This is a genomic window from Marinomonas phaeophyticola, from assembly GCF_026966905.1.
In the GTDB taxonomy this organism is placed as follows: Bacteria; Pseudomonadota; Gammaproteobacteria; order Pseudomonadales; family Marinomonadaceae; genus Marinomonas; species Marinomonas phaeophyticola.
The window spans coordinates 179,302-202,241 of the sequence record NZ_JAPUBN010000017.1 but is presented as its reverse complement, the minus strand read 5'-3'; the positions used below and the strand labels follow the sequence as shown (position 1 = coordinate 202,241).

The following is a 22,940-nucleotide window of genomic DNA, read 5'->3' as shown; positions in this document are numbered from 1 at the left end:
TGTTTTTGAGATTCGTACTAATAAGTCACAAATCCTCTAGTTCTGTTTTTTCGGGTACCTTATTTCACCTTATTGACTCTTACTATCTCTCTGCTAATTTGTAATCTTTGTTGCTTTTTGTGTTCGCTAGGTTTTGTGTGTGTGGATTTATAGTTGATGCTAGTTAAGAATTGCCAATATCCTCAAATAACATTTGTAAACGCAAAATCTCTAATTCCATTTTGTTCAAGTAAGACCGTTTCAACACCATAAACTTTTTGTAATATTTGATAGCCAATTTGGTTGCTATGACCAGAGTAAGCGATTTCACCATCATGAAGTAGCAGAATGGTATCGACATGCTGCACCGCAAGATTAATTTCATGCATGGTACTAATGATGATCATACCTTCAAGTTCCTTCATACGATTAATGAAGATAAGTTGGTTGCGGACATCAAGGTGAGTACATGGTTCATCGAGCAGTAACACTTTAGGTTGTTTTATTAAGCACTGAGCAAGCAAAACTAATTGACGTTGGCCACCACTTAGCTCATTAAGTTTTTTTTGTGCTAAATTTTTAATATCTAGCTGTTTTTCAAGCTCATAAATTGTGTCTTTAACACGTAAATTCTGCTCTTTACTTATTCGCCATTTTAGTTCGTTATATAACCCAATCAATAATGTCTGTTCTACTGTTAACGCTGAATCAGCCCCTTGATTTTGGGGAAGATAGCTAAGGTTGTCCTTTATAAACTGCGCATTCAGCTGTTTTTGGTTAAAGAAGGATTCACCTTGCCAATTTAAGTCATGTTTATTACGAAGTGCATTTAGTAATGTGGATTTTCCTGCCCCGTTTTTTCCTAGGAGCCCGTAAATTCCTGGCGTGAAACTATAAGTTATTGACTTTAATATTTCTTTACCATCAAACTTAACTTTAATATCTTTTATTGTCAGTTCCATAGCTCCCCCCGGTTACGCACTAATACTACAAACATCAATGGGATGCCAACTAATGCCGTCACTATGCCGATCGGGAATATTGCTCCCGGGTTTATAATTTTGCTTAATATTGATGCAGCAAGCATCATGCTAGCACCTAATAACATAGAACCTGGGATTAAATAACGATGATCTTCTCCAAAGGTACTACGAGCAATGTGTGGAGAAATTAGTCCTATAAAGCCAATCACTCCAACGAATGCAATCGCTGTTGATGCTAACAAAGAAGTAATTAGAAAAATTGTAATCTGATTTTTTTTAGTGGTATCCCGTTAGCTTCAGCTCTTTCATCTCCTTGCCTCAACCCTGTAAGTGCCCAAACTCGTGTAATGGTAAAAATTAAGCAAAATATGATTACAGTGGATACAATTATTACTTTGCTATAGTTAGCTCTTTCTAATGAGCCAAACATCCAAAACGTAATTTGGGCTAAATCCTCTGGAGAAGCATAAAATTGAACTGCCGATAATCCAGATTGAAAAGCGAAGTTAATTAGGATTCCCACGAGTATTAAGGTTGCCCCACTGGCTCGAGTTTTAGATACAAACCAGAATAAGAGTAACGAAGATATGCAAGCCGTGATAAAAGCGCTGCTTGCAACTGTTAAATTTGCAGATAACCATGGGAGTGAAAGTGAACACAATATTGCTATTGCAGCACCAAAAGCGGCAGCAGAAGATATACCTAAGCTGAAAGGGCTAGCCATCGGGTTATTCAGTAACGTTTGTAGCAAACAGCCGGCCATTCAATTGCCATGAGAGCTTTTGGTAGCCTAATCTGATGAAGAACTAATGCTTTCTGAGCATTATCTTCGCTGCCTGTAATTGTACTCAATATATCTGACAATGAAATATCAAACGTCCCTATCTGGAGGTCCAATGAAAAGAGTACAAATAGAAGGGCGGATAAAAATAAGAGCCCATATATTGGACTGTTTATAGTTCTACTTTTGAGCATATTTTATAACTTAGAATTGAGCTTTAAACAACCAAGTACCTTGGTAGTTTACAGGTAAGAATTTTTCATGGAATTCGATGAGGTTAGCCTCTGGGTTGATTCCTTGCATTTCATCAGGATAAAACTTAGTTGCCATAAATTGAATTGCAGAGAAATCCATCAAACTGCGCGCTAGACCATGATGCATTCCATAAATTTGACCTGATTTTAATGCACTAATATCTGACCACCCTAAACGCTTTTTGTATGAAATAAGGACATTATTAACGTCATACTGGTTGATGCCATACCCCATAGATAGAGCTTCAGGATTTTTAACCCAGTGTGAACCAGTAATGAATATATACTCAGGATTACTATAGAGGACTTTCTCGACCGTTAGAGTCCCATTCTTGCCAGCTTTAATCACTCCATCCGCGATATTTTTTCCTCCGGCAGTATCTCCTATTTGTCCCCAAACAACTTTTGACCAAGTTTCATCTTGATGTAAAGCTCCTTTTTGTCCTTTTTCTATGTAGTAACTTGGTTTAGGGTGTTTGTTGTTTAATCTTGATGTAACGTCTTCGATTTGTTTTTGATAAAAAGCTACTATTTCTTGGGCTCGTTCTACTTTTCCAAGGGTATATCCGATGGCAAGTGTACTTTTAATGTGACTATCTAGATTTTGGCTAGCGTAGTCAGTGACAACGAGTTGAATGCCTAAATCATTTAGTTGTTTTTTTGTACATCACTGACAGCTTCGTATTGCCACATTGGAAGTATTATCACTTCTGGTGCAAGAGCTATTGCTTGTTCCATGTAAAAGTCACCATAACGAAATATGCCAATATCAGCAATTTTCTCTATTTCTGGACAAGCTTCGACATAGTGATTCCAAATCCCATTGCGCCATCCATGCCAGGCTTTCTTACCAATACCAACAACTCGCTCAAAACACTCATTCCCAGCAACAGCAGCGTAATCTGTATAATTGTATAAAATGGCAATTTTTTCTGCTGGCTTGCTTAAAGTGATCTCCCTATTTGCAGCATCTGTAAACATAATTGAATTTGCATTACAATTAAGACTTAGTGAGACTACAAGTAGTAGTGTTTTCTGAAACATTAAAATTCCTTCTAATTATCATTATTAATTTAGTGTCGATTACTGCTTGTTTACAAAATCTATATTTCTCTTAATTCCAGTAGAACTACTCGAATAATTTCGCTATTTCTTCCTGGAAAAAATAATAGATGAGAATATCATATCTTTAACAGTCGTAGAACAGACAGTCATATACTCCGTTTTTACTGAGCGAGCAAATACCGAGTACTGCGTCCGCCAGATTCAGATCGAACCAAACAACCTTGTTCAACTAGATTCGCTAAATGGCGCGTCGCTGTCGGCTTACTGACTTTGGCAACTCTATGATACTGAGTCGTGTTAATACCTTGTTCAAAATCTCCATCGAGCATACGATTCAAGACTTTGACCTGCTCCGACGTTAGCTTTGTTTGGTCGATTTTTCGCCAGTAGTTTGATTTCAAAATGGTCTGATCTATTTCTCTTAGCACGTCATTAAAGGTTTCGTTTAGTGTGCTAAGAAACCACTCTAACCATGCGGTGATGTTCACGCTTCCCTTTTGTGTCTGTTCAAGTATTTCATAGTAGCTTTTACGCTTTGCCAATATGCTCACTGACATGGCGTAAAATCGAACCGATTGGCTCTCAGCTTGAGCTAATGCTAGGTCTGTAAGCAATCGAGTTATACGACCGTTTCCATCATCGAGTGGGTGTATAGTGACAAACCAAATATGAGTGATGGCGGCTCTTAGTAATGGATCTAGTGAAGCGTCTTTTTTTGAGTCATTAAACCATCGGATAAAATGGTCTAATTCTGTATTAAGCACTTCTCGTGGAGGGGCTTCAAAGTGAACGGTAGGACGGTCAATACGACCAGAAACAACCTGCATTGGTTCATTTCCTCGTAATTGGCCTCCCATGATAGGGCTGATCATGCCATAGCCTTTAGGAAGTAGTTTTTCATGCCAATTTAGAACTCTCTTTAGACTTAATGCTGAATCAAGGTTCTCAATGGCATCGATCATTATCTCAGCGATTCCATCGGTTTGCTCGGTAGTAGGAAACGAGTTTTCTTCTGTCAGTCCGAGTTTATTTGCTAGTGACGAGCGTACAGAAAAGGCATTCAGTTTTTCACCTTCAATGGCGCTTGAGTTCACGATATTGGCCAAAAGTGTATCCAGCATACTTTGCTTTTTATCACGGGATTGACTGGCCATTTTACCCAATAGAACCCCTTGGTTAAGGCGTGCTTCTCTTAACATGGGCTCTATAACGTTTTTATCCCATGTGAAGTTAGGCCAATTTTCTTGCTGCCATATCCACATAACACACCCTATAATTTGAATAACATGATTAATCTACTCACACTTTAATGTGAATAGTGTGGTTAATCAAATCAAAGTTTAAGTTGAATGATGTCGATAATCATGTCATAGGTGTTGTGAAGAGTGAGTAAATGGAAGTCGCTATAAGGAAAAATTGAGCGTGAATAGGGTCGTTTCCAACAAACTTTTTTGTAGACTTTTGTGGTGATGGGAAGATTGTAATCCCACGAAAATTCAATTTTACTACGAATCAAAGCAACAAAAATGTTCAAAAGTATGCTTTGATTCAAAGCAATTGAAATCATGTATTTATGGGTGTTTTTGCCTTTAAGGTATGTGCTAATTCGAGATGCTTTGATTCGAAGGGTAGAGGTCATGGGCCAAGATGGGATCAAAATGGGCCAAAATCCCCTGCTATAGAGCTTTATTGCCTTATATTGCTTTGATTCAAAGGATGTGTGTTTACTAAGGCATTGAATACGTTATATAAAGTCGTTGCTCGCAATGTAAGGGAATATTCAAAGTAACCTTGACATGGTAGAGGTCAAAAAGAAGAAGTAAGCCTGATTTAAGGGCTAAAAATAGCAAAAGCAACGCTCATTGAGGCCAATATGAGTGTATTAGACGATTGTTGTGATATATTGACCTAAAGTTCCGGTCAAGTGGTTTTTTACAAGCTAGGTCGAGATTTCAATAAAAGTGTCACTGTAAGGAAACGTGTTGGCTTCAAAGTTAATTTTTCTACAGTCTGATTAGTTAACCTTGGGGGCTCAGGTAGTATAGATGAAATATACGAAGACGTTGTTGAACTTGAGACGTTTGATGACAATATTTTTGCTGTTCTGCACAATCCAAAAAAGTGGCCAAACTGAGGCTGGATATCGATTACCTTGGGCTAGAACTTACCTCAAAATTTCATTTGCTAATAACAAAGTTTGTGGTGCGGGTTAGTGTCGCACACAAAATAGATGACAAAGGATCTGTTCTATGAAAAAGGATTTAACCCAAATCAACCTTAAGCTTTGGCTTGCCTTAATTGTTAGTGGTTTTATCCCGCTTATTTATACAACTACACGCATTCATTTTATTGGGAGTATGCCGGATAGCTGGTCACTTAGCATTGCTGCGCAGGTTGCTTGGTTAAATATTGGCTTTGAGGTTATTAGTGAAGCTCTCATGCTCCCCTTGGCCTTTATACTTGGGCAAGCTATCCTAAACCCCATAGAGTTTAGAAAGAGGGCCGTTTCATCTTTAGTTATTATTGTTTTTATTTATGCCATCATGACGGCTTTTGTCGTTCAATTTACTCCTCAGCTCGTCACAGCCATGAAGCAAAACAATGTACTGTTGCAGGACACTATTGTTTATATCCGCTTAGAAGCACTCGCCATTTTTATTTCTAGTGGGTATATATTTATGAACTTGCTTCTAGTACTTCATAGTAATTACAAAGCACTTTATACGCTTTTGCTCATCCAAACAGTGCTTACCGTGATTTGCGATAGTTTTCTGGTTAGTCAACTACCGTTCTCTTATCAGCTTGGTGTAAATGGCATTGCGGTGACAAATATTTTGGTGAACTCAATATTAATTATTGTTGCTCTGCAGTTGCTTAAACGTAGTAGTATTAATCTGTCTTACAAAGACATACGTTTTAAAAAACAAGCCTGGTTAAGGTTGTGGTTCAACGTAGGGAGCAAATCAGGTGTAGAGTCTTTTGTTAGAAACACCGCATTTGTGGTTATGATTCTTCAGTTGATGAATCAACTTCAGCAGGCAGGGACATTTTGGGTTGCGAATGGATTTATTTGGGGGTGGTTGCTATTGCCTATATTGACCCTAGGGCAAGTAGTGAAGAGAGACACAGCAACGAACAATGGGCTTAGTGAAGAGCGTATTAATAGCTATTTAATGATTACTCTAGGTGTTGTTGCGCTGTGGTTACTGACAATACCGTTTTGGGAAATCTTTATTCATGACGTCATGGGCGTAAGCAATGCTTCCGAAGTGACTCATTTAGTGATGGTTATGATTGGTTTCTATGTTGTCTTTGCCTTCAACAATGTCATCGATAGCTACTTTTATGGTATTGGTCGAACGGACTTAATGCTCTATCAATCGTTGATCGTAAATACTCTGTTTTATGGTGCTGCATTTATCAGCTACCAGCAAGGACTGTTTATGCCTTCTTTGAACAAAATCGCGATTATGTTTGGACTAGGCATCACTCTAGATGCAGCTATAACTTGGTTTTTATATCGTATGGTAAGAAAGCAGATGAAAACAATGGATAACGCCAATGACCTTTCAGTATCTTAAGATTAACTATATATAATAGAGATACAGAATACTGTAATGGTCAATTAAAACTGGAAAGATCTTAAGCCATTTTTTTCAATTCATTATATTTCTGATGTGGTGTCATATACTCAATTCCTGAATGACGACGTTTATAATTATAAAATCGAATATGATTTTCAACTTCATTGACTACTGATTTGTTATTGATAAAACTAAGCGGGTTAAGCCTTTCCGTTTTTAAACTTCTAAAGAAACGATCCATTACGGCATTGTCCCAACAATTTCCTCGTCGGCTCATACTTTGCGTAATATTGAGTTGGGTTAATTTATCCCTAAATACTCTGGCTGAATATTGAACGCCTTGATCTGAATGAAACATTAATTTGTTCGTATTTGGTTTTTGCCTACTTATAGCATTAAGTAATGCTTTATTTACTAAGGCTGCGTCAGGTGTTTGAGATAATGCATAGCCAATTATTTCTTTGGTTGATAAATCCAATACGCAAGCAAGATAGCTCCAACCTTGATGGGTTTTTAAATAAGTAATGTCACCCACCCAATGGGTATTCACTGAAGCAGGGTTGAATTGTCGTGTGAGTAAATTAGGTGCGTATTTATGTTTTTTACCAGGCGTTGGATAATGATGACGCTTTTTAGGGCGAATAGCCTTTATATTCAATTTCTCCATCAGAGAATCTGTTTTGTGTACATCAATGACATGTCCTTGCTCAGTTAATTCAACATGCACCCGACGTCTACTGTAAGTATTACCAGAATCAACAGAAATCGATTTGATTAATGTCATCAGGTTTACCTCCTCCAAACTAGCAATAACAGGTTTGTAATAATAACTGCTGAGACTAATACCAAAGACTCTGCATAGTTCATTCACTTTATATTTAGGTACTTTCGCTTTATGAGTATTTGGACTGTGGATTGTAATAGTTTCTATTACAAAGGCTATTTCTAAACCTATCAATAGAGCTTAACGAATGCCAATCGAAGTTGTTCAAACGGCTAATATCAGCCTAATCAGTCGCCCTGATGGACTGCCTGCCTCTAACTCTGGAGTATGCTGGCAGTTTGCCTAGAGCAGATTCCCTAATTTTCCTCTTAGCGTTTGGGATTTGTCTTCTTGAAAGAATTCATTTGGCGATTCGTACCCTCTAAATATATACTGTATATGCATACAGTATTTTGGTGAATTATGCGTGTAACTTATTTAGGTGTATCTGAGTCGTCGGAGTTTATCGCGGCAAATAGTCTGCGAATTCCGCTTTATGTTGATTCTGTGTCAGCTGGGTTTCCTTCTCCGGCGCAAGATTTTGTTGAGCGAACGCTGGACCTTAATGAGTTTTGTGTCTCCCACCCTGCATCTACGTTCTATGTTCGTGCCCAAGGTGACTCCATGATTGAAGCTGGTATCTTATCGGGTGATGTTCTGCTGGTAGATAAGTCATTAACCGCTCGTCATGGTGATATCGTAATTGCCTGTATTCATGGAGAAATGACAGTAAAGACCTTGGAGTTACAACCTAATGTGCTTCTTCGTCCTAAAAATCAGGCTTATAAAGCCATTGTGATAACAGAAGAGTCAGAGTTTGAGGTGTTTGGTGTAGTAACCAGTGTGATTCGTAAGTATGAGCGTGGCTGATGCAAACAGTGTTTTCTTTAGTCGATTGCAATAACTTTTACGCAAGTTGCGAGAAGTTGTTCCGGCCAGATTTAAAACACACGCCTGTTGTAGTGTTGTCGAATAATGATGGCTGCGTTGTGGCTCGATCCAAGGAGGCAAAAGTGCTGGGACTAAAAATGGGCGTGCCGTTATTTCAGGTTCAGGACGAGATAAGAAAGCACGGTATTGTGTGTTTTTCATCGAATTACGCTTTGTATGCGGATATGTCGAATAGGGTAATGACAATCTTAGAAGAGGTAGCACCTCATCTGGAGGTGTATTCCATCGATGAAGCCTTTATGGATTTAACCGGTGTTAATCATGTGACGGATTTGCTGGAGTTTGGTAAACGAGTAAAAGCTAAGGTTGATCAGTGGACAGGCATTACAGTGGGGATTGGTATAGCTCCCACCAAAACATTGGCTAAGTTGGCCAATCACGCTGCAAAGAAATATCCCGCGACGGGCTCGGTGGTGGATTTGATGGATTCAGATAGACAAAAGCGTTTGCTTGCATTGGTCGACGTGAGTGATGTATGGGGCGTTGGCCGTCGTACTACAGCAAAGCTAAAGGCGAAGGGGGTTCATACCGCGTTGGATCTGGCGAATGCTAACCCAAAAGCCATTCGACGTGAGTTTTCTGTGGTGTTGGAAAGAACCATTCAAGAATTGAATGGGGTGTCCTGTTTGGATTTAGAATTGGTTAGGCCAACTAAACAGCAGATCATTTGTAGTCGGTCATTTGGTCATAAAGTCACTGACAAGCGAGAACTACGGGAAGCGATCGCCAAGTACACAACCAGAGCGGCCGAAAAACTACGAGGGGAAAAGCGCCTCTGCCGTGTGGTGAGCGTGTTTATTCGCACTAGCCCATTTATCCCCAACGAACCTCAATACTCGAAGACGCTCTCCGCTGAACTTCCCCATCCCACAGACGATACGCGGGATTTACTAGAAGTCGCCATTGTGCTGTTCTGTAGTATCTATCGTGCAGGCTACCGCTACGCTAAAGGCGGTGTCATGCTTACGGATTTCTATGAGCGTGGCGCTTTTCAACAAGATTTATTTCGAGCAGACAATACGAACATTAACTCAAAAGCCTTAATGAATGTCATAGATAAAATTAACCACAGCGGACTAGGTAATGTTTTTTTCGCATCACAGGGTGTATCTCCTCACTGGTCAATGAAGCGTGAGCATCTATCTCCAGCGTATACGACTAGATGGGAGGAGCTGCCCAAGGTATATTAGTTATTGGTGTAATCGCCTCGTTCTCTAAATGTAGATTACCAATGTTAAAGAGCACAAGTAAGTTGGAAGTTACAATATTTTCTATATTATATTGGTGGTAGGAGTTACTGATAATATAAGGAGATGTATTTTATGACTGCAATTGCAAAGGCTGTTGAAGTGGTTGGGAGCCAGACTGCTCTGGCAAAAGTCCTAGGAGTGAAACAAGCGTATGTATGGAATTGGCTGAAGCTACATAAGCGAGCCCCAGCAAAATATATCCGTAGAATTGCTCAAGCAACAGACTATCAAGTAACTGAAAGTGACTTATTGATAGATCACGAAGTTAAATAAAGAGTGTGCTGTGTATAGGGTTTGGCTTATCTTTATTTAGTATCACAATTAGAGAGAAATCAGTATCAAATAGCTTAGTAAGTGAGTTTGTACTTTAAAGCAATTCTCTTGATGACTTTTATAAGGCTAGGAATCACTTTCGAAGCAGAGCATCATTGAGCACAATTTTTTATGTTGGTTATAATTACACTTAATGGACGGATTAAGGAGCGATATGGGCACTGAACAAGATAAATGCATAGAAAAAAGCATCGATGTTAATGATGTTGAACAAAATCTTGAGCGAGTCTTGAAGGAATCTAAAGGTGCACCTATTGCGGTCTTGAAAGACTGTAGTCCGTTGTATTACTGTGTTCCTGCTGACACCTATGCAGCTATGTTAGAAGCAATTGAAGTATCTGAGATGGAAAAGTTGAGAGCAAGGATTCATCAATTAGGCCTGGAGGTGTTTGGTGATGAAGAAACATTCAAGTCATGGATGAAAAAACCTGCAATAGCTTTAGAAGGCAAATCGCCAGAATTAATGATGGCGACTAAAGAAGGAATTCAGCAGGTAAGTGACCTTTTAGGGAAAATTGACCACGGCTTTATATTCTAAATTGTACTAGCTCAAGCCTGATCTGTATCTGCTATCCCTGATCTAACAAGACTTTTAGTTTTGCGGTCACCGGGTTTATATCGGCCTGTCGTTTATTGAAAGCATCAAACTCCTTTGCCTCATCATCATATCTTGCAATGACATTGCTTAAAGCCTCAATAGTAATCAGGTTTTCGTCATAATTCTCTAACAAACCTTCTAAAAGTATTAGAGCTTGTTGGTGCTCATCAGAGTTTTCTATACCATTCAGAATAGGTAACTGGGCTAGGATTGCTCTGGCCATTTGTATTATCTCATTGGTAACTAGCATTTCATTTGCCTATTGAGATTGAATGAGTTGGAGTAGTATTTAAATTTAGCATCCTCGTGAGCAGTAACGCCATACAAGATACAATTAGTAACGTGTAAGGAGTTATTCTTCAGCAGTTACTGCGAGTAACTCATAGAACGATACTCATTAGAGCTTTGCGGTTTCTTTCATAGTAGACTTTCCAGCGTTGGTTATAATTGTACTTAATAGCCATGATCGGGGGGATATGAGTACATTCCAACTTGAGGTTAGATAATCAAATAAGCTAACATTAGGTTTCATACACTTTGCCCTTCTTTTTACACAAGGGCTTAATTATTTTATATTGATAAAAACTAAATATGGATATTTTACAAGAAGTTACCCAATCTAAAACTCTCATTGATGAGTTATTACACAACCTAAACTTATTAAGTTCTGACGGTGAGGGAAAAATATCTGAAGCATTGCCAGATGAAATGTGCTTAAAGCGAAATTATGTTGAAGAAACCCATAAAAAACTACTAGAAAATGATGACTTCTCGCTGTCAGAAAAAGGGTTAAATACCTTTAGAGAAGAGTCTCAATCACTTCTATATTATCTTAGAGATCAACACCAAAAACGTGAGTTATCCGATGTTGCTTCTAAAAAAAATAACAGATTATTTAATTATAAGAATCATGTTTTAACTTGGGAAGAGCCTATTGGATGGACGGCTTTACTTTTTCACGGTATATTTTTGATTGTTGCAATACTATTATCAGCTGCGTGGACGTTACTAGCTTTTGATATATCGGACAAAAATAGTTTGATATTAGTATCAAGCCTTGTTCCAATAATTTTTATATTATCTCCAAATCCTCCTGCAATTAAAGAATTAGGCATCAAGAAAAAATTCACATTGATATCTGCTAATTTTTTGTTTTGGAAATCACTTTTTCGAACTATCCCAATAATGATCATATGCATAGCAATCGCTATAAAAAACCACTATTGGAAAGACGATGCGCTAATTATTTTCTCTGTAGTGCTCTCTATCTCAATTTTATTCACTCGAAACAGAAGTCAATACTGGCTAGCTACTCCCAAAAATATTGACTTAATAGATAACCCCACTAACTCGGGTGATAGAGATGCTTAAGTTTTTTATTGCAGTTTTATTTGGGATGTCATCGAGTGTATATGCATTAAACATTGATAAAGCATGTGAAGAACACCAGGAACAAAAACAAGCATTGCTATCAAATCTGAGCACTTCGTATATCGAAGCCAATATGGCTGGACAATGCATAGGATACAGAGAAATTCAAAAGGGAAACGGAATCAAACTAAAGGAATACTGTTCTGAATTTATCGAACAGAAGGAGAACTTATTAGGCCGTATGAGCACATCTTTAACAGAAGCAAATATGGCTGGACAATGCATAGGAGCAATTTATGCAGTGTGCAAAGATATCAATTATACAAGAGCCGCAAAAAACATAATAAGTAACTCCAATGACTCACTCACAATGTCTCGCTCTAATATACAAAGCTATTTAAGATGCTATGACTAAGAGCATAAGAAAAGAAACAGCCATTGCTCTTGGGATTGACCATTCGTTAATACCTGAACGACTTAGGAACCGCTTAAATGGTTATTTAAAAAATGGGACTATTCCCAAGTCCATGATTAATGATGTGCCTGAAACATCCGAAAGCCATCAATATACACCTAGACCAATAGCCAATGGTAATCAGGTATTCCTCAGAAATCTTGTGTTTTTAGACACTCTTTTCGATGATACTAAAGCAGTAAAATGCTTCATCCATAATAGCTATACGCCTTCTCAGCGTGCTGACTTTTTGAATATCTTTCAACGGGAAAGCATTGCCAAACTAGAGCTCTTTAAATCATTAATTCCAATGTTGGACACTGTATTGGAATTTCTAAAGCAGGATAGTATCGACTGGAATGTAGATGAATTACCCTGTCCATACAAAGACTCCAAGTTGATGGTAGCCAATCTATCCCTTAGGCATGACCTCAGTATTTATGACCAAGCCTTGAAGTTTTTATTGAACCAAGACCTAAGAAATGCATACCAACTTCTTCATGACAACCCTGAGCAATTTTCAAATGCCGATGCTATGCATCTGAAGGTATTGATAGAGCAACGTTATGCCGAATATTCAGAATATGCGGAATATCTGAAAAATTTTGAGTGATTTGCCTTTTTTGTGAAATTCACAGTTTCACACTAGCTCCTGTTGCCACAATTCGTGGCTTTAAAAGGAGCAGACTATGTCATTCAATACAAACGCCAATATAAGAAATATAGAAGCATTGCTTCTGCAGCAGTATCTACGCTCAAGCAAGCTTACTCAGTCTCAAAAAAAACTCAAGCAAGAGTTAATAGGACGCATTTCACCAACATTCTATCGCAGCACCCACCACGTAACTGCCTCAAGTGCTGGAGGTATGGAATGAAAAAGCTGAGAAGAGAAATAAGGCTTGGCGAACACCAGGTACGATCGTCCATATCTCTATCAGATAAACACCTGAGTCGCCTGAAAGTATTACTTCACGCCATATCTACTGGGCAATGTAGCGCAGGTCACAAAATAAAACGATTGAACAGTGACTCAGATTGGCTTTTAGTTCGAATGGGGATAGCAATACGAGTCTTAATACTTCTGAATAGTCAGCCGCGTGAGGTTTGGGTCATTCGCAGACAAGAACTTGACCGTACTGCTAAAGCAGTAAAGCTCCACTCAAAACAAAAAGGGGGTACTCATGCATTCATTAACAAAAGCAGTTATGGTCACTTTCGACTACAGTCAGCGTGGAAAGAGCGGAACAGGTCTTGCTGCTGCTAGTTTATTAGCTGCATGTAAGCATCATAAAAGCTATAAAAGTGAATTTTCCATTAAGCACCTCGCAATCCAAATGCCGAATGAAAATATACAGCCGTTGACTTCAGAAGGTGTTTTCCAGCAACTTGATGCCGCATACAGTGTGAAGGACATAGATCGACTGATTTTAGCCTGTTATGTATGGAGCACACACTTGATTGAGCCTCTTATTAAACTCTGCAAAGAGAGTGGTTTTCGAGGTAAAACAATTCTTGGAGGCTATCAAGTTGTAGAAGAGACGTGTAAGGAGTTATACCCTAGTGCTGACTATTATATATCCAGCTACGCAGAACTAGCATTGCCCTTAGCTATATTACACAAAGAAAAAAATACCATATTAAGTACCGGTAAGGTTATAAATAAAAATATGGATAAAGATGAAGATTTTCAGAATCTACCATCGCCTTATCTTGACGGCACTTACCCATTGGGCCAAAACCAGGAAATGATCCATTGGGAAACTCATAGAGGCTGCATATTCAAGTGCAACTTCTGTCTTCATCGAGATATCAAAACCAATCGGGTTTTTGATTTAGAACAAAGCCGAATCATGCGTGAATTAGAGCTATTTAAAAAGCTGAGTATACAGAAAATCAATATACTTGACCCTGTTTTTAATCGTGGTCCACACCATAAAGAAGTATTAAAAAAAGCGATTAGCATAAAACTTAGCACTCTACTTTGCTTGCAGGTCCGTTTTGAACTTATTGATGAAGAGTTTCTCTCACTGTGTTCTCAGCTTAATGTTCATATGGAGTTCGGCTTACAAACTGCGATCAAAGAAGAGTATGTCACGATCGAACGTCCGAATAATCTGAAAAAAGTCAGCGCAGCTATCAAAATGCTCAACGAGTACAATCAATCATTCGAAGTCAGTCTTATCTATGGATTACCGAACCAGACGCTAGATAGCTTTAGAGAAAGTATTAATTTCCTGACACACCAAGGCATTACAAATATAAAAGCCTTCCCTTTGATGTTACTGGAAGGTACGGAGCTGAAAGAAAAGAAGGCTAAATTTGGTTTAAAAGAAGGTTTCATCGATAAGAGTGGTATCCCTCATGTAATCGAAAGCAACACATTTAGTCATGAGGACTGGCGCTCGATGCACCGCATCGCAACAAACCTAGGTAAACAACAAACACAAGGAGGGTCAGCGTAATGCTTATTGTCATTGAAGGTCTGGACGGCGTAGGTAAATCAACAATTGCGAAAGCTTTATCAACTCGCCTGAATGCTGAGCTTTTAAGCACACCAGACCCTGCCTTAAAAAAAGCTCGTCAAATTATTGATGAAGGGTACAGCGGCACTCCTCTTGCTAGGCAGTTGTTTTATGCATCTAGCGTAGTGCATGCATCTGAAAAAATAAAACATTTAAAGGAGCAAAGAAAGATTGTAGTAGTAGATCGCTACTGGCTATCTACTCAGGTCTATCATAACTGGAAATGCGGCGGCTCGCATTTTCAATTGCCCGAGGTTGTAAATCTGATACAACTCCCTGACTTTACTATTTATCTCTCTCTACCTTTATCTATAAGAAACGCTAGATTACGGTTACGAAAAGACAATACTATAGAGGACGATTTAACGTTATCAGATGATACAGACTGCTGGTTAGATAGCATTTATCGATCATTTAAATCAACGAAAATCGTAGGACATTGGGTAGATATTAATGCGTTTGGCGATGTTAACCAGATAGTCGATACGATAATTGAAAACTTACAAATTCAAAAATAAATAATTCACGCATTAAACTAACCGTCACGTCAGTCTTAGAAAGAGAGCCTGACCGGCTCTCTGAATCGACCAGACTTCTAAGAACACTTTATTGGTATACAGTTAAGTGTTCTTAGAAGGAACAATGGTAATCAACAATTTACTGAATAATTTAAAATCCAAGCTGTTAAGCAAGTGACTGATCTGCTAATTAAGCTGAATTATTTGAAAACCGTTTACATACTGTTCAATAGCACCATATGATTCATTGAGTCTCTATTATGATCTACCCAAATGCGTTTAGTTTTGTAACCCGGAGCAGAAACTTCAACATCATATTGACCTTGTGTCAGAGGCATTTTTTTGATAAACAGGGGCAATGTTCATGATTCTCACACTTGCATTCTCAACATTAGTTGTAATTGTAAATGGATAAAGAATGCTGCCATTCTCATCGAGAATATATGGAATTCTTGGGGGATTGCCACTCCATTTAGCTGCTATTAATGTATAGTAGCGATTATCAAAATCTTCTAGGGCATCCTTTAACTTGTCTTCAAATTGAGTTGATATACTCGTTTTACGATCAATAAACATACCAATAGGCTGTATAATCGGCTGAGTATTAAGAACCCACTGAATTGCAAGTGCTTCAGCTTTCGAGAAATGGCCATTCTCTGTATTAATAAGCTGATGAAGTGATGAGTTCTGTTGCGTAAATTTAGATGATAAAAATTGAATTGGTAGATAAAAGATTACTGTAATAAAACATAAAGAAAGCAAAACACTCATTGCTTTGCGCTTTAAAGAAGAGTGCATATGCTTGTCATAATTCAGTAGTACAAAGAACTTGAATGGTAATTTCAAGACCGTTAGTAGCACTAGAAACAAAGAAATAGCCATTGAAATAGGTGGTACTAGTATCGATCTTAAAGCCTTTTTTCCTTCCTGCTCAAGAGTCCCACCATCAGCAAATTGTACTTGCGAAGCATGTATATAATTTAACCAGTATTCACGCTCACGAATAACATTAGGTTTTATAATATAGTCATAAAACTCTTTATTGTTCCAGGTCGCTAATACAGGCTTCACATAGTAGTTGTCGCCCATTTGAGTACGTATTTTTTTTTGTATCATGGCTGATTCCTGAAAATTACTCCAAGAAAGATTAGGAGCAATATCGTACCCATTCATACGAGCATTTTTCTGCCAACTAGCATCCGCTTCATGTCTTACCTTTTTCTGAACGGCTTCTTTGAAGGAACTGATTTGATCTATTCGCCAGCTCGGAGGCAATTCGATGCCTTGTTTAGCTTTAATGTCTTGTCTCACCTTTTCTGCTGTATATGGGTGCGCTCGAAACTCTCTCACATTTGAAATGTCTGTTTCATATCCTGTTTCTTTCTTAAAATCATCAGTCATTAACGTGAAAACTTTAGTTGTGTAAAAGTTGACGTTCTTCACTCGAATATAGTGTTTCTCTATTTCGCCTGACTCCCCTGCAAGAACTTCAAGGCCTGCTACTAATGCAGAAGTACCTAAAGTAAGAGCCGTCTCTAAAATACTTGTCTTGCCTTTCTCTCTCTCTCGGACTTCTGCGAAATAAGTCATCGGAACATATGAAATACTGCTTTTTTCTAATAATCTTGCATAACGTTTATCGACGTTACGAATACAACTATTGTGACGTTCAGCGTTATTGTGATAGCGTTTGTCGCAGGAGCTGTAGTCACCCCAGTAGTCATAGATTGGTTGAGCTATTACTTGTGCTCTTGCCTCAGCCCTTGCCAAATAGTTAAGCTCAGCATTTCGGTAATCGTGATACCCTTTAGCAATGATGGACTCCACGGATTCCCATGCTTTATCAGAACGTTGCTGACTTGATGATATTAGAGAGTTATAGCTAGATACCTTCTTTTGATATGTTTTCCATGAATTTTGAACGCTATCACGAACTTTTTTATAGCGAAGATAGTGCTCTTCAAAATTCTCATTCGCTTTACTTGTAATATAGCTATCTAGAATTTTTGTTTTCTGACTCTCTAAACTGGTTAAAAAATCGCTATTTGCGTAAGCTAATCCACCAAGCATGGTTAAAAATGTCATATCAGAGGGATTTTCTGAATCATTGACATTGTAAGATAGCCCTTCAATATTAATGACATCAGACGCAAGGCTAGATTTTAATAAAGAGCTGAAAAATGCCTCTTGACGTTGACTGGGAGAACTCTGATCAATCAACAGCTTATCAACTAGTAGTTTTTGTCCAAAAAATACCAAAGGCCAGACTATCAGTGTAATAACGACCAGGCTTAACAAAGCTTTAAGCCTACTTTTTGCGATGCGTCCTTTTAGTAGGGCATCGGCAATGAGCAGGCTAAAACCGACTCCAGAAACTGAGCGACCAAACAATTCAATGAGATGCATGTTCTCGGGCGTGCTATTTGGACTGCCTGCTAACGCTACTAACCTTGCATTGAATACCGCTTCCGGAAATAGATAGATTACAGAAGCTATAAAGAAGAAAACTGCTAACCATTTTGGCTGGCTGTGTGATGTTTTGGCCCTAACTTGATGTCGAGAGTTTTCCGTTGACTTTGTCATTGCGACGTTCCTTTAGGTATTGAAATTAAGATAGGGGGTGTATTGATATAAAACTCTTCATCTTTAATATCAAATTTTACAGGTGTTGCTTTAGCTGTCTTATTTGTAACAGGGTTAATGTTAGAGGCTTTAATACTTTGAATATTACCTAGATAATTTATATACATATGATTACTGAAATAGAGTTTTTGATCCTCTAAACGATCGAAGTCAGCATCATTAGGTAATGAAGAAACTAGCTTTCCTATTGATGTGGAGGGTGTATAGCTCTGATTGGGAATATGTACTAAATCCGGATTAAGCTGACGACAAAGCTGAAATTTGGAATTATCCATAATTGCTTCATCCGGCAACGAACGATCTTGTTTGAATAAGTTCACTAGCTCCTTTTGGTGATACTCTGAGCCATTGATTGTGTAAGTGGCGACTCTAAGTCCTAGGTTATTAGCTCTACTGTATATTGTTGGATATTTAACAAAGCTCCGGATATCAACATGTAATCCACTATTCCAACCAAGCTCTTTTTTAACTGTCGCTGCCGATAGCTTGCTGTCTTTATAACGTCGTCTATAGCGGGTTTCTATGCGGTAAGCATCTTCTATACGGTCTTTATTCTTTTGATAATATAGATCCGAACTCAAACCGCGATCAACGTCTTGTTTCAGAATGTTTATTGACTTCTGATCAGGGGCCCAGACATAACCCAGATAAACATCTTTATTTAATTCCCTGATCTTCTTCAAGGAATCCATCGACATTGAACTAAAAAAGAAATTTTCTGATGGTATGTAATGCTTTGCTAAAGCATTCAATTTATATAAATCTTGAACATCAGTTTCAGACTTAACTTCGATATTCAACATTTTCTCTGGGGAACTATAACGCCCCCACATTTGAAATACTTGCCAAGCATAATTGGCATGAGTGGAGGTCAATTCACCATTGGGGCTACGAAGGTACAGCGTATTCCATTCTGATGATTTCATGTGACTGACACGATATCGTTTACTAGTTGAAGTGGCTACTGTTCGACCAGTTTGACGATCGTGGTGAATGACCCATTTTCCATCACGCAGCATCATGACATCGATTTCAACACCATCGAACTGCCCCATACCTGCGAGGATAACTGCAGGAAGTGAGTTTTCAGTGAATCGGCTACTGCCACGGTGGGCAACAACGTTTACCGGACAGGAGCCTTTGTCGTAAGCAATACTTTGATCAAAGTCTTGTTTTAAATTCCGGACTGCTAATGCAGCACTAATATTTTTTTCTTCTTCAGTTAATTCAGTTGTTTTTTTGGAGTTATTATCATTTTTTGACAGTGAGGAGCATCCAGATACAGTCAAAATTAAAAAGCCTACTAAAGCTATCTTGTTAAGCTCTTTCATATTCATGGTTATTCGACCTTACAACTACTACCATAAGTAGGTAGTCTTAGGGAGCGCTACTTTAGCGTGAGCAATTCTATTGATTTATGTGTGTGGACTTGTGGTAGGTGTAAGCTTTCTAAAAGCCAGAAACGTCCATGTCCTCATAATAAGATCACCAAAACGTGAGACCATCATTACTTTTTGGTAACAGAAAAGTAGTGACTGCCAAAGTTAATTTTTATGGTTTAAAAAAGGGTATCGCGTAAAGCTTTTGTAAGCAATAGCGTAGTCACATATTGACTCTGGGGCAGGTGGTGAGGAGAGATGCTGCATCGACAAACGGGCTTAGTGAGGAACGTGTTAATTGTTATTTAATTATTACGCTAGGTGTAGTAGTGCTTTGGTTACTTACAATCCCCCTTTGGGAAAGCTTTGTTCACAACATTTTAGGTATAAATAACGCTTCAGAAGTGATTCATTTAGTGATGATCATGATTGGTTTCTATGTTGTTTTTACTTTAAACAACGTCATCGACACCTATTTTTATGGCATCGGGCGAACTGACTTGATGCTCTACTAGTCTTTGATTGTAAATACTTTTTTTATGGTGCTGCTTTTGTTAGTTATCAGCAAGGCTTGTTTGTCCCTTCCTTAAATAAGGTGGCGATCATGTTTGGGTTAGGTATTGCACTTGATGCAGCGATAACTTGGCTTTTATATCGATTGATAAGGAAGCAGTCGAAGACGGTAATAGCGAACAGAGCTGATCATAACCCTAACCCAATTTTGCAATAAACTGTCTGGTTGGAGCGGTTCAGTGGAATGAGTTTTAAAAAAACTTATTCAGTACTAGACATATAAAATAAATAAGGTATTATCTGCGTCCGTTGTAGAGCGAAGCTCAAAAGTTGGTGTCAGCGCTAATGGGTCAAGCAAATAGAAATGTGACCGTATTTTTTTAAAAAATTGGTTGTTAGTCTAGATGCCTATATCCAGCTTCACTAAAATAAACCAATAAATTTTTTCTAAGTTATTGATTTATATTCTGATTAAGTTAAAATTCTCTGCAATGTTGGTTGAGGTGAGTTAAAGTTTTTTTGATTTTTCGCGCCTTACAAGGCGAATGTCGGGAGTTCGAACCTCTCCACACCCACCATCTAAAGCGATGTAAAGGCTTCGTCGTCAGACGCAAAATCGATAAATGGAGCGGTAGTTCAGTTGGTTAGAATACCTGCCTGTCACGCAGGGGGTCGCGGGTTCGAGTCCCGTCCGTTCCGCCATTTATCCTAATGTGATAATTTGGCAAACTGTTTGAATGCGAAAGCATGAAAATGGGTGTGTAGCTCAGTTGGGAGAGCGTCGCCCTTACAAGGCGAATGTCGGGAGTTCGAACCTCTCCACACCCACCATTCATATTGTCAAATTTGTTATTCTGTTAATTATTGTAACTCATTGATACATATGCATTTGACTGTTCTAGTCATTATTTATTCTACTAAATTCAATTCTTATTACCTACGCATTAATGTCTTAAATTATCATGTGGCGAATCTGTGACCATATGATGACCATCTTGAATATCCCATATTTTTGTTCATGCATTAAAATATCATTTAAAGCTCCTATCTCTTCATTTTTTGACCTTCGGTCTTTTTACTTATACGATAAAAATCGATATTTCTGGTCACGAAATTTTTGTGACCACATGTGATGTGCTGAAAGATATGTCATAGATATATTAAAGCGGGATTAGATGGTTTTAAGTAGGATATATCGGGAAGGATCTGTGAAACACTGATAAATAAAAGGCTGGAGCATGATCTCTGGCTTTTTTGCGTTTTGGGGGATGGAAAAATAGCGCTTCGCCTATTTAGCGCTGAAACTGGGTATTTACCGAATCGTTTGTCATAGTGTTAAAAGGATCTAACGCTCTAAGTTGCAAATTTCTAACGCTTGTAACGTCCGACCCTAATTAATGAAATCGGACGTCATGTACTAAACGTTTTTACCAATCCAAACAACTTTTCCAATCACTGCTAAATCAAGGGCTTCGTTGGGTTCTCAAGTAATACGAGACACCCATTATTTTATTGATTTATAGATGAAGGTGTCTGGCAAAATGGGTATGAAGATAAGTACCAATCGTTGGTCTCCTCTATGGTGCTGGGGGAGAAAATTGCCATTAAGTCGGCTTATAGTGTAAGTACAACTGCCGTCAAGGTACATGACATTACAGAAACAGCACACTTGCTTCATGGTGAGTTTTGGTAACTGGATTGGATTCAAAAAATGGTCAATTGGTTCAAGAGAGTGCAGTAAAGTTAAAATTTTGTTATAACAGTCTGTAAGTTACTTAATGTATTGCCGTTACGCGTTAATTTTATTCAAAGATCGAGGCTATCATTTCGTCTACTACAAAGGTGCTATGCATAATCAAACAGGTGATGAATGATTGATTCATACGAATTCCTGAAAGCTGTTATCGATACAATTACAGAGCACATTGTCGTTATAGATGATAAAGGGGACATCTTATTTGTAAATAAAACCTGGAAATCATTTGGCCAAAACAATGCTTGCCTAATTGACGAGGCGTGGAGTGTCAATTATTTAAGTGAATGCGATAAAGCGGCTAACATGGGAGATGATTTTGGTAGCAAAGCGGCCATTGGCATTAGGGCCGTAATAAGTGGCAGTAAAGAAAATTTTTATCTTGAATATCCTTGTCATAGTTTAGATAAAAAACGCTGGTTTATGATGCGTGTTACTCCTTTCACGGCATTGGGAGGTCGGTGCTTTGTTATATCCCACCAAAACATTACAGAGAGGAAACTCGCTGAAGAAGAAGTTCTCAATTTATCCCGTATTGACGGACTGACGGATATACCAAATCGTCGATATTTTAATGAGTTTTTAGATAGCGAGTGGAAACGTTGCCATCGTCTTAGAATACCAATCACTCTTGTTATTCTTGACCTTGATTATTTTAAGTTTTTAAACGATACCTATGGGCATCAGGTAGGAGATGATTGCTTAAAATTGGTTGGCAAAATTCTAAAAAAGTATATTCGAAGACCAAGTGATATCTGTGCTCGATATGGTGGAGAGGAGTTTGCTATAGTTTATGGTAATACTAGTCTAGAGCAGGCGAGTATTTTATCTGAAAAAGTATTAAATGAAATCCGTTTGCTCAATATTCCTAATGAAAATTCACCAACACTTCCTATTTTAACGGCAAGTATAGGATTGGCTACTATGCAGCCTGACAATAGAAACAATAAGGTTGATTTGATTAAAAGATCCGATGAAGCACTTTATTTAGCAAAAGAAAATGGCAGAAATAGACTGTTTTTTTGAGTTTTTGACTCCGCAATTAAGATGGAACCCTCATTATTTTATTGATGTTTTTTGTAAGTTAGCATAATCTCCAGAATAGGTTGAGGTAAGTTAAAGTTCTATCTTTTACAAGGCGAATTTCGAACCTCTCCACACCCCATCCATTTGATTTTATTTATTCATAAAATTTCTTCATTCATTACCGATTACAATGCCTCGATTATTTTAGGTCAATATTAAC

Annotated in this window: 20 protein-coding genes, 2 tRNA genes and 2 pseudogenes; 15 read left to right on the top strand and 9 right to left on the bottom strand. The window is 38.2% G+C overall.

What is annotated here, in order from left to right; translation table 11 throughout:
• Positions 1 to 182 precede the first annotated feature (182 nt).
• The 5 genes and pseudogenes from O1D97_RS12230 to O1D97_RS12210 form a co-directional block, all read right to left on the bottom strand.
• On the bottom strand, positions 183 to 941 hold the full coding sequence (locus O1D97_RS12230; protein ID WP_269125961.1) for an ABC transporter ATP-binding protein: 759 nt from the start codon (positions 939 to 941) through the stop codon (positions 183 to 185).
• Positions 932 to 1,686, bottom strand: a pseudogene (locus O1D97_RS12225) (FecCD family ABC transporter permease). Before O1D97_RS12225 ends, O1D97_RS12230 begins: the two are co-directional and overlap by 10 nt.
• A gap of 261 nt (positions 1,687 to 1,947) precedes the next feature.
• On the bottom strand, positions 1,948 to 2,634 hold the full coding sequence (locus O1D97_RS12220; protein ID WP_269126114.1) for an ABC transporter substrate-binding protein: 687 nt from the start codon (positions 2,632 to 2,634) through the stop codon (positions 1,948 to 1,950).
• A gap of 11 nt (positions 2,635 to 2,645) precedes the next feature.
• The gene (locus O1D97_RS12215; RefSeq protein ID WP_269125960.1) at positions 2,646 to 3,041 is read right to left on the bottom strand and encodes a TroA family protein; all 396 of its coding nucleotides are present in this window, start codon (positions 3,039 to 3,041) and stop codon (positions 2,646 to 2,648) included.
• Between the two features lie 182 nt (positions 3,042 to 3,223).
• Complete coding sequence (locus O1D97_RS12210; protein ID WP_269125958.1) at positions 3,224 to 4,324, bottom strand: Fic family protein; 1,101 nt, start codon at positions 4,322 to 4,324, stop codon at positions 3,224 to 3,226.
• Positions 4,325 to 5,311: 987 nt separating this feature from the next.
• Here O1D97_RS12210 and O1D97_RS12205 point away from each other — a divergent pair.
• Positions 5,312 to 6,643 (top strand): MATE family Na+-driven efflux transporter, encoded by a 1,332-nt coding sequence (locus tag O1D97_RS12205; protein WP_269125956.1) that lies wholly within the window; start codon positions 5,312 to 5,314, stop codon positions 6,641 to 6,643.
• Positions 6,644 to 6,704: 61 nt separating this feature from the next.
• Here the strand turns inward: O1D97_RS12205 and O1D97_RS12200 are convergent.
• Positions 6,705 to 7,529, bottom strand: a pseudogene (locus O1D97_RS12200) (IS3 family transposase); the annotation flags it as partial.
• A 303-nt stretch (positions 7,530 to 7,832) separates the two neighbouring features.
• Between O1D97_RS12200 and umuD the strand changes: the two are divergent.
• The 4 genes from umuD (at position 7,833) to O1D97_RS12180 (ending at position 10,481) form a co-directional block, all read left to right on the top strand.
• Positions 7,833 to 8,279 (top strand): translesion error-prone DNA polymerase V autoproteolytic subunit, encoded by a 447-nt coding sequence (gene umuD / locus O1D97_RS12195; protein ID WP_269125954.1) that lies wholly within the window; start codon positions 7,833 to 7,835, stop codon positions 8,277 to 8,279.
• Positions 8,279 to 9,550: a translesion error-prone DNA polymerase V subunit UmuC gene (gene umuC, locus O1D97_RS12190; protein WP_330221477.1), complete on the top strand. Its 1,272-nt coding sequence runs from the start codon at positions 8,279 to 8,281 to the stop codon at positions 9,548 to 9,550. The genes umuD and umuC overlap by 1 nt, the downstream gene beginning before the upstream one ends.
• A 132-nt stretch (positions 9,551 to 9,682) precedes the next feature.
• A complete protein-coding gene (locus tag O1D97_RS12185) occupies positions 9,683 to 9,883 on the top strand; it encodes a YdaS family helix-turn-helix protein (RefSeq protein ID WP_269125952.1) in 201 nt (66 codons plus the stop codon).
• 214 nt (positions 9,884 to 10,097) lie between these two features.
• Positions 10,098 to 10,481: an MbcA/ParS/Xre antitoxin family protein gene (locus tag O1D97_RS12180; RefSeq protein ID WP_269125950.1), complete on the top strand. Its 384-nt coding sequence runs from the start codon at positions 10,098 to 10,100 to the stop codon at positions 10,479 to 10,481.
• Between the two features lie 31 nt (positions 10,482 to 10,512).
• On the opposite strand, the gene O1D97_RS12175 is transcribed toward O1D97_RS12180, so the two are convergent.
• On the bottom strand, positions 10,513 to 10,791 hold the full coding sequence (locus O1D97_RS12175) for a hypothetical protein (protein ID WP_269125948.1): 279 nt from the start codon (positions 10,789 to 10,791) through the stop codon (positions 10,513 to 10,515).
• Between the two features lie 341 nt (positions 10,792 to 11,132).
• Here O1D97_RS12175 and O1D97_RS12170 point away from each other — a divergent pair, with 341 nt between their 5' ends.
• From O1D97_RS12170 to O1D97_RS12145, 6 genes are all read left to right on the top strand, one after another.
• Complete coding sequence (locus O1D97_RS12170; RefSeq protein ID WP_269125946.1) at positions 11,133 to 11,912, top strand: hypothetical protein; 780 nt, start codon at positions 11,133 to 11,135, stop codon at positions 11,910 to 11,912.
• Positions 11,905 to 12,327: a hypothetical protein gene (locus tag O1D97_RS12165; protein ID WP_269125945.1), complete on the top strand. Its 423-nt coding sequence runs from the start codon at positions 11,905 to 11,907 to the stop codon at positions 12,325 to 12,327. The genes O1D97_RS12170 and O1D97_RS12165 overlap by 8 nt, the downstream gene beginning before the upstream one ends.
• Positions 12,320 to 12,979 carry a hypothetical protein gene (locus O1D97_RS12160; RefSeq protein ID WP_269125943.1) on the top strand — a complete coding sequence of 220 codons (660 nt, stop codon included), beginning with the start codon at positions 12,320 to 12,322 and terminating at the stop codon, positions 12,977 to 12,979. The genes O1D97_RS12165 and O1D97_RS12160 overlap by 8 nt, the downstream gene beginning before the upstream one ends.
• A 76-nt stretch (positions 12,980 to 13,055) precedes the next feature.
• A complete protein-coding gene (locus tag O1D97_RS12155; RefSeq protein ID WP_269125941.1) occupies positions 13,056 to 13,241 on the top strand; it encodes a hypothetical protein in 186 nt (61 codons plus the stop codon).
• Positions 13,242 to 13,547: 306 nt separating this feature from the next.
• Complete coding sequence (locus O1D97_RS12150) at positions 13,548 to 14,828, top strand: B12-binding domain-containing radical SAM protein (protein WP_269125940.1); 1,281 nt, start codon at positions 13,548 to 13,550, stop codon at positions 14,826 to 14,828.
• Positions 14,828 to 15,406 (top strand): AAA family ATPase, encoded by a 579-nt coding sequence (locus O1D97_RS12145; protein ID WP_269125938.1) that lies wholly within the window; start codon positions 14,828 to 14,830, stop codon positions 15,404 to 15,406. Before O1D97_RS12150 ends, O1D97_RS12145 begins: the two co-directional genes overlap by 1 nt.
• A gap of 312 nt (positions 15,407 to 15,718) precedes the next feature.
• On the opposite strand, the gene O1D97_RS12140 is transcribed toward O1D97_RS12145, so the two are convergent.
• Complete coding sequence (locus tag O1D97_RS12140) at positions 15,719 to 17,989, bottom strand: hypothetical protein (RefSeq protein WP_269125936.1); 2,271 nt, start codon at positions 17,987 to 17,989, stop codon at positions 15,719 to 15,721.
• The gene (locus tag O1D97_RS12135; protein ID WP_269125934.1) at positions 17,986 to 19,386 is read right to left on the bottom strand and encodes a glycerophosphodiester phosphodiesterase; all 1,401 of its coding nucleotides are present in this window, start codon (positions 19,384 to 19,386) and stop codon (positions 17,986 to 17,988) included. Before O1D97_RS12135 ends, O1D97_RS12140 begins: the two co-directional genes overlap by 4 nt.
• Positions 19,387 to 19,757: 371 nt before the next feature.
• On the opposite strand from O1D97_RS12135, the gene O1D97_RS12130 reads away from it, so the two are divergent.
• The 4 genes from O1D97_RS12130 (at position 19,758) to O1D97_RS12115 (ending at position 22,720) form a co-directional block, all read left to right on the top strand.
• Complete coding sequence (locus O1D97_RS12130) at positions 19,758 to 19,943, top strand: hypothetical protein (RefSeq protein WP_269125932.1); 186 nt, start codon at positions 19,758 to 19,760, stop codon at positions 19,941 to 19,943.
• 623 nt (positions 19,944 to 20,566) lie between these two features.
• Positions 20,567 to 20,643, top strand: a tRNA-Asp gene (locus O1D97_RS12125).
• Between the two features lie 53 nt (positions 20,644 to 20,696).
• Positions 20,697 to 20,772 (top strand) — tRNA-Val (locus O1D97_RS12120).
• A 1,039-nt stretch (positions 20,773 to 21,811) separates the two neighbouring features.
• Positions 21,812 to 22,720 (top strand): sensor domain-containing diguanylate cyclase, encoded by a 909-nt coding sequence (locus O1D97_RS12115; protein WP_269125930.1) that lies wholly within the window; start codon positions 21,812 to 21,814, stop codon positions 22,718 to 22,720.
• Positions 22,721 to 22,940 lie beyond the last annotated feature (220 nt).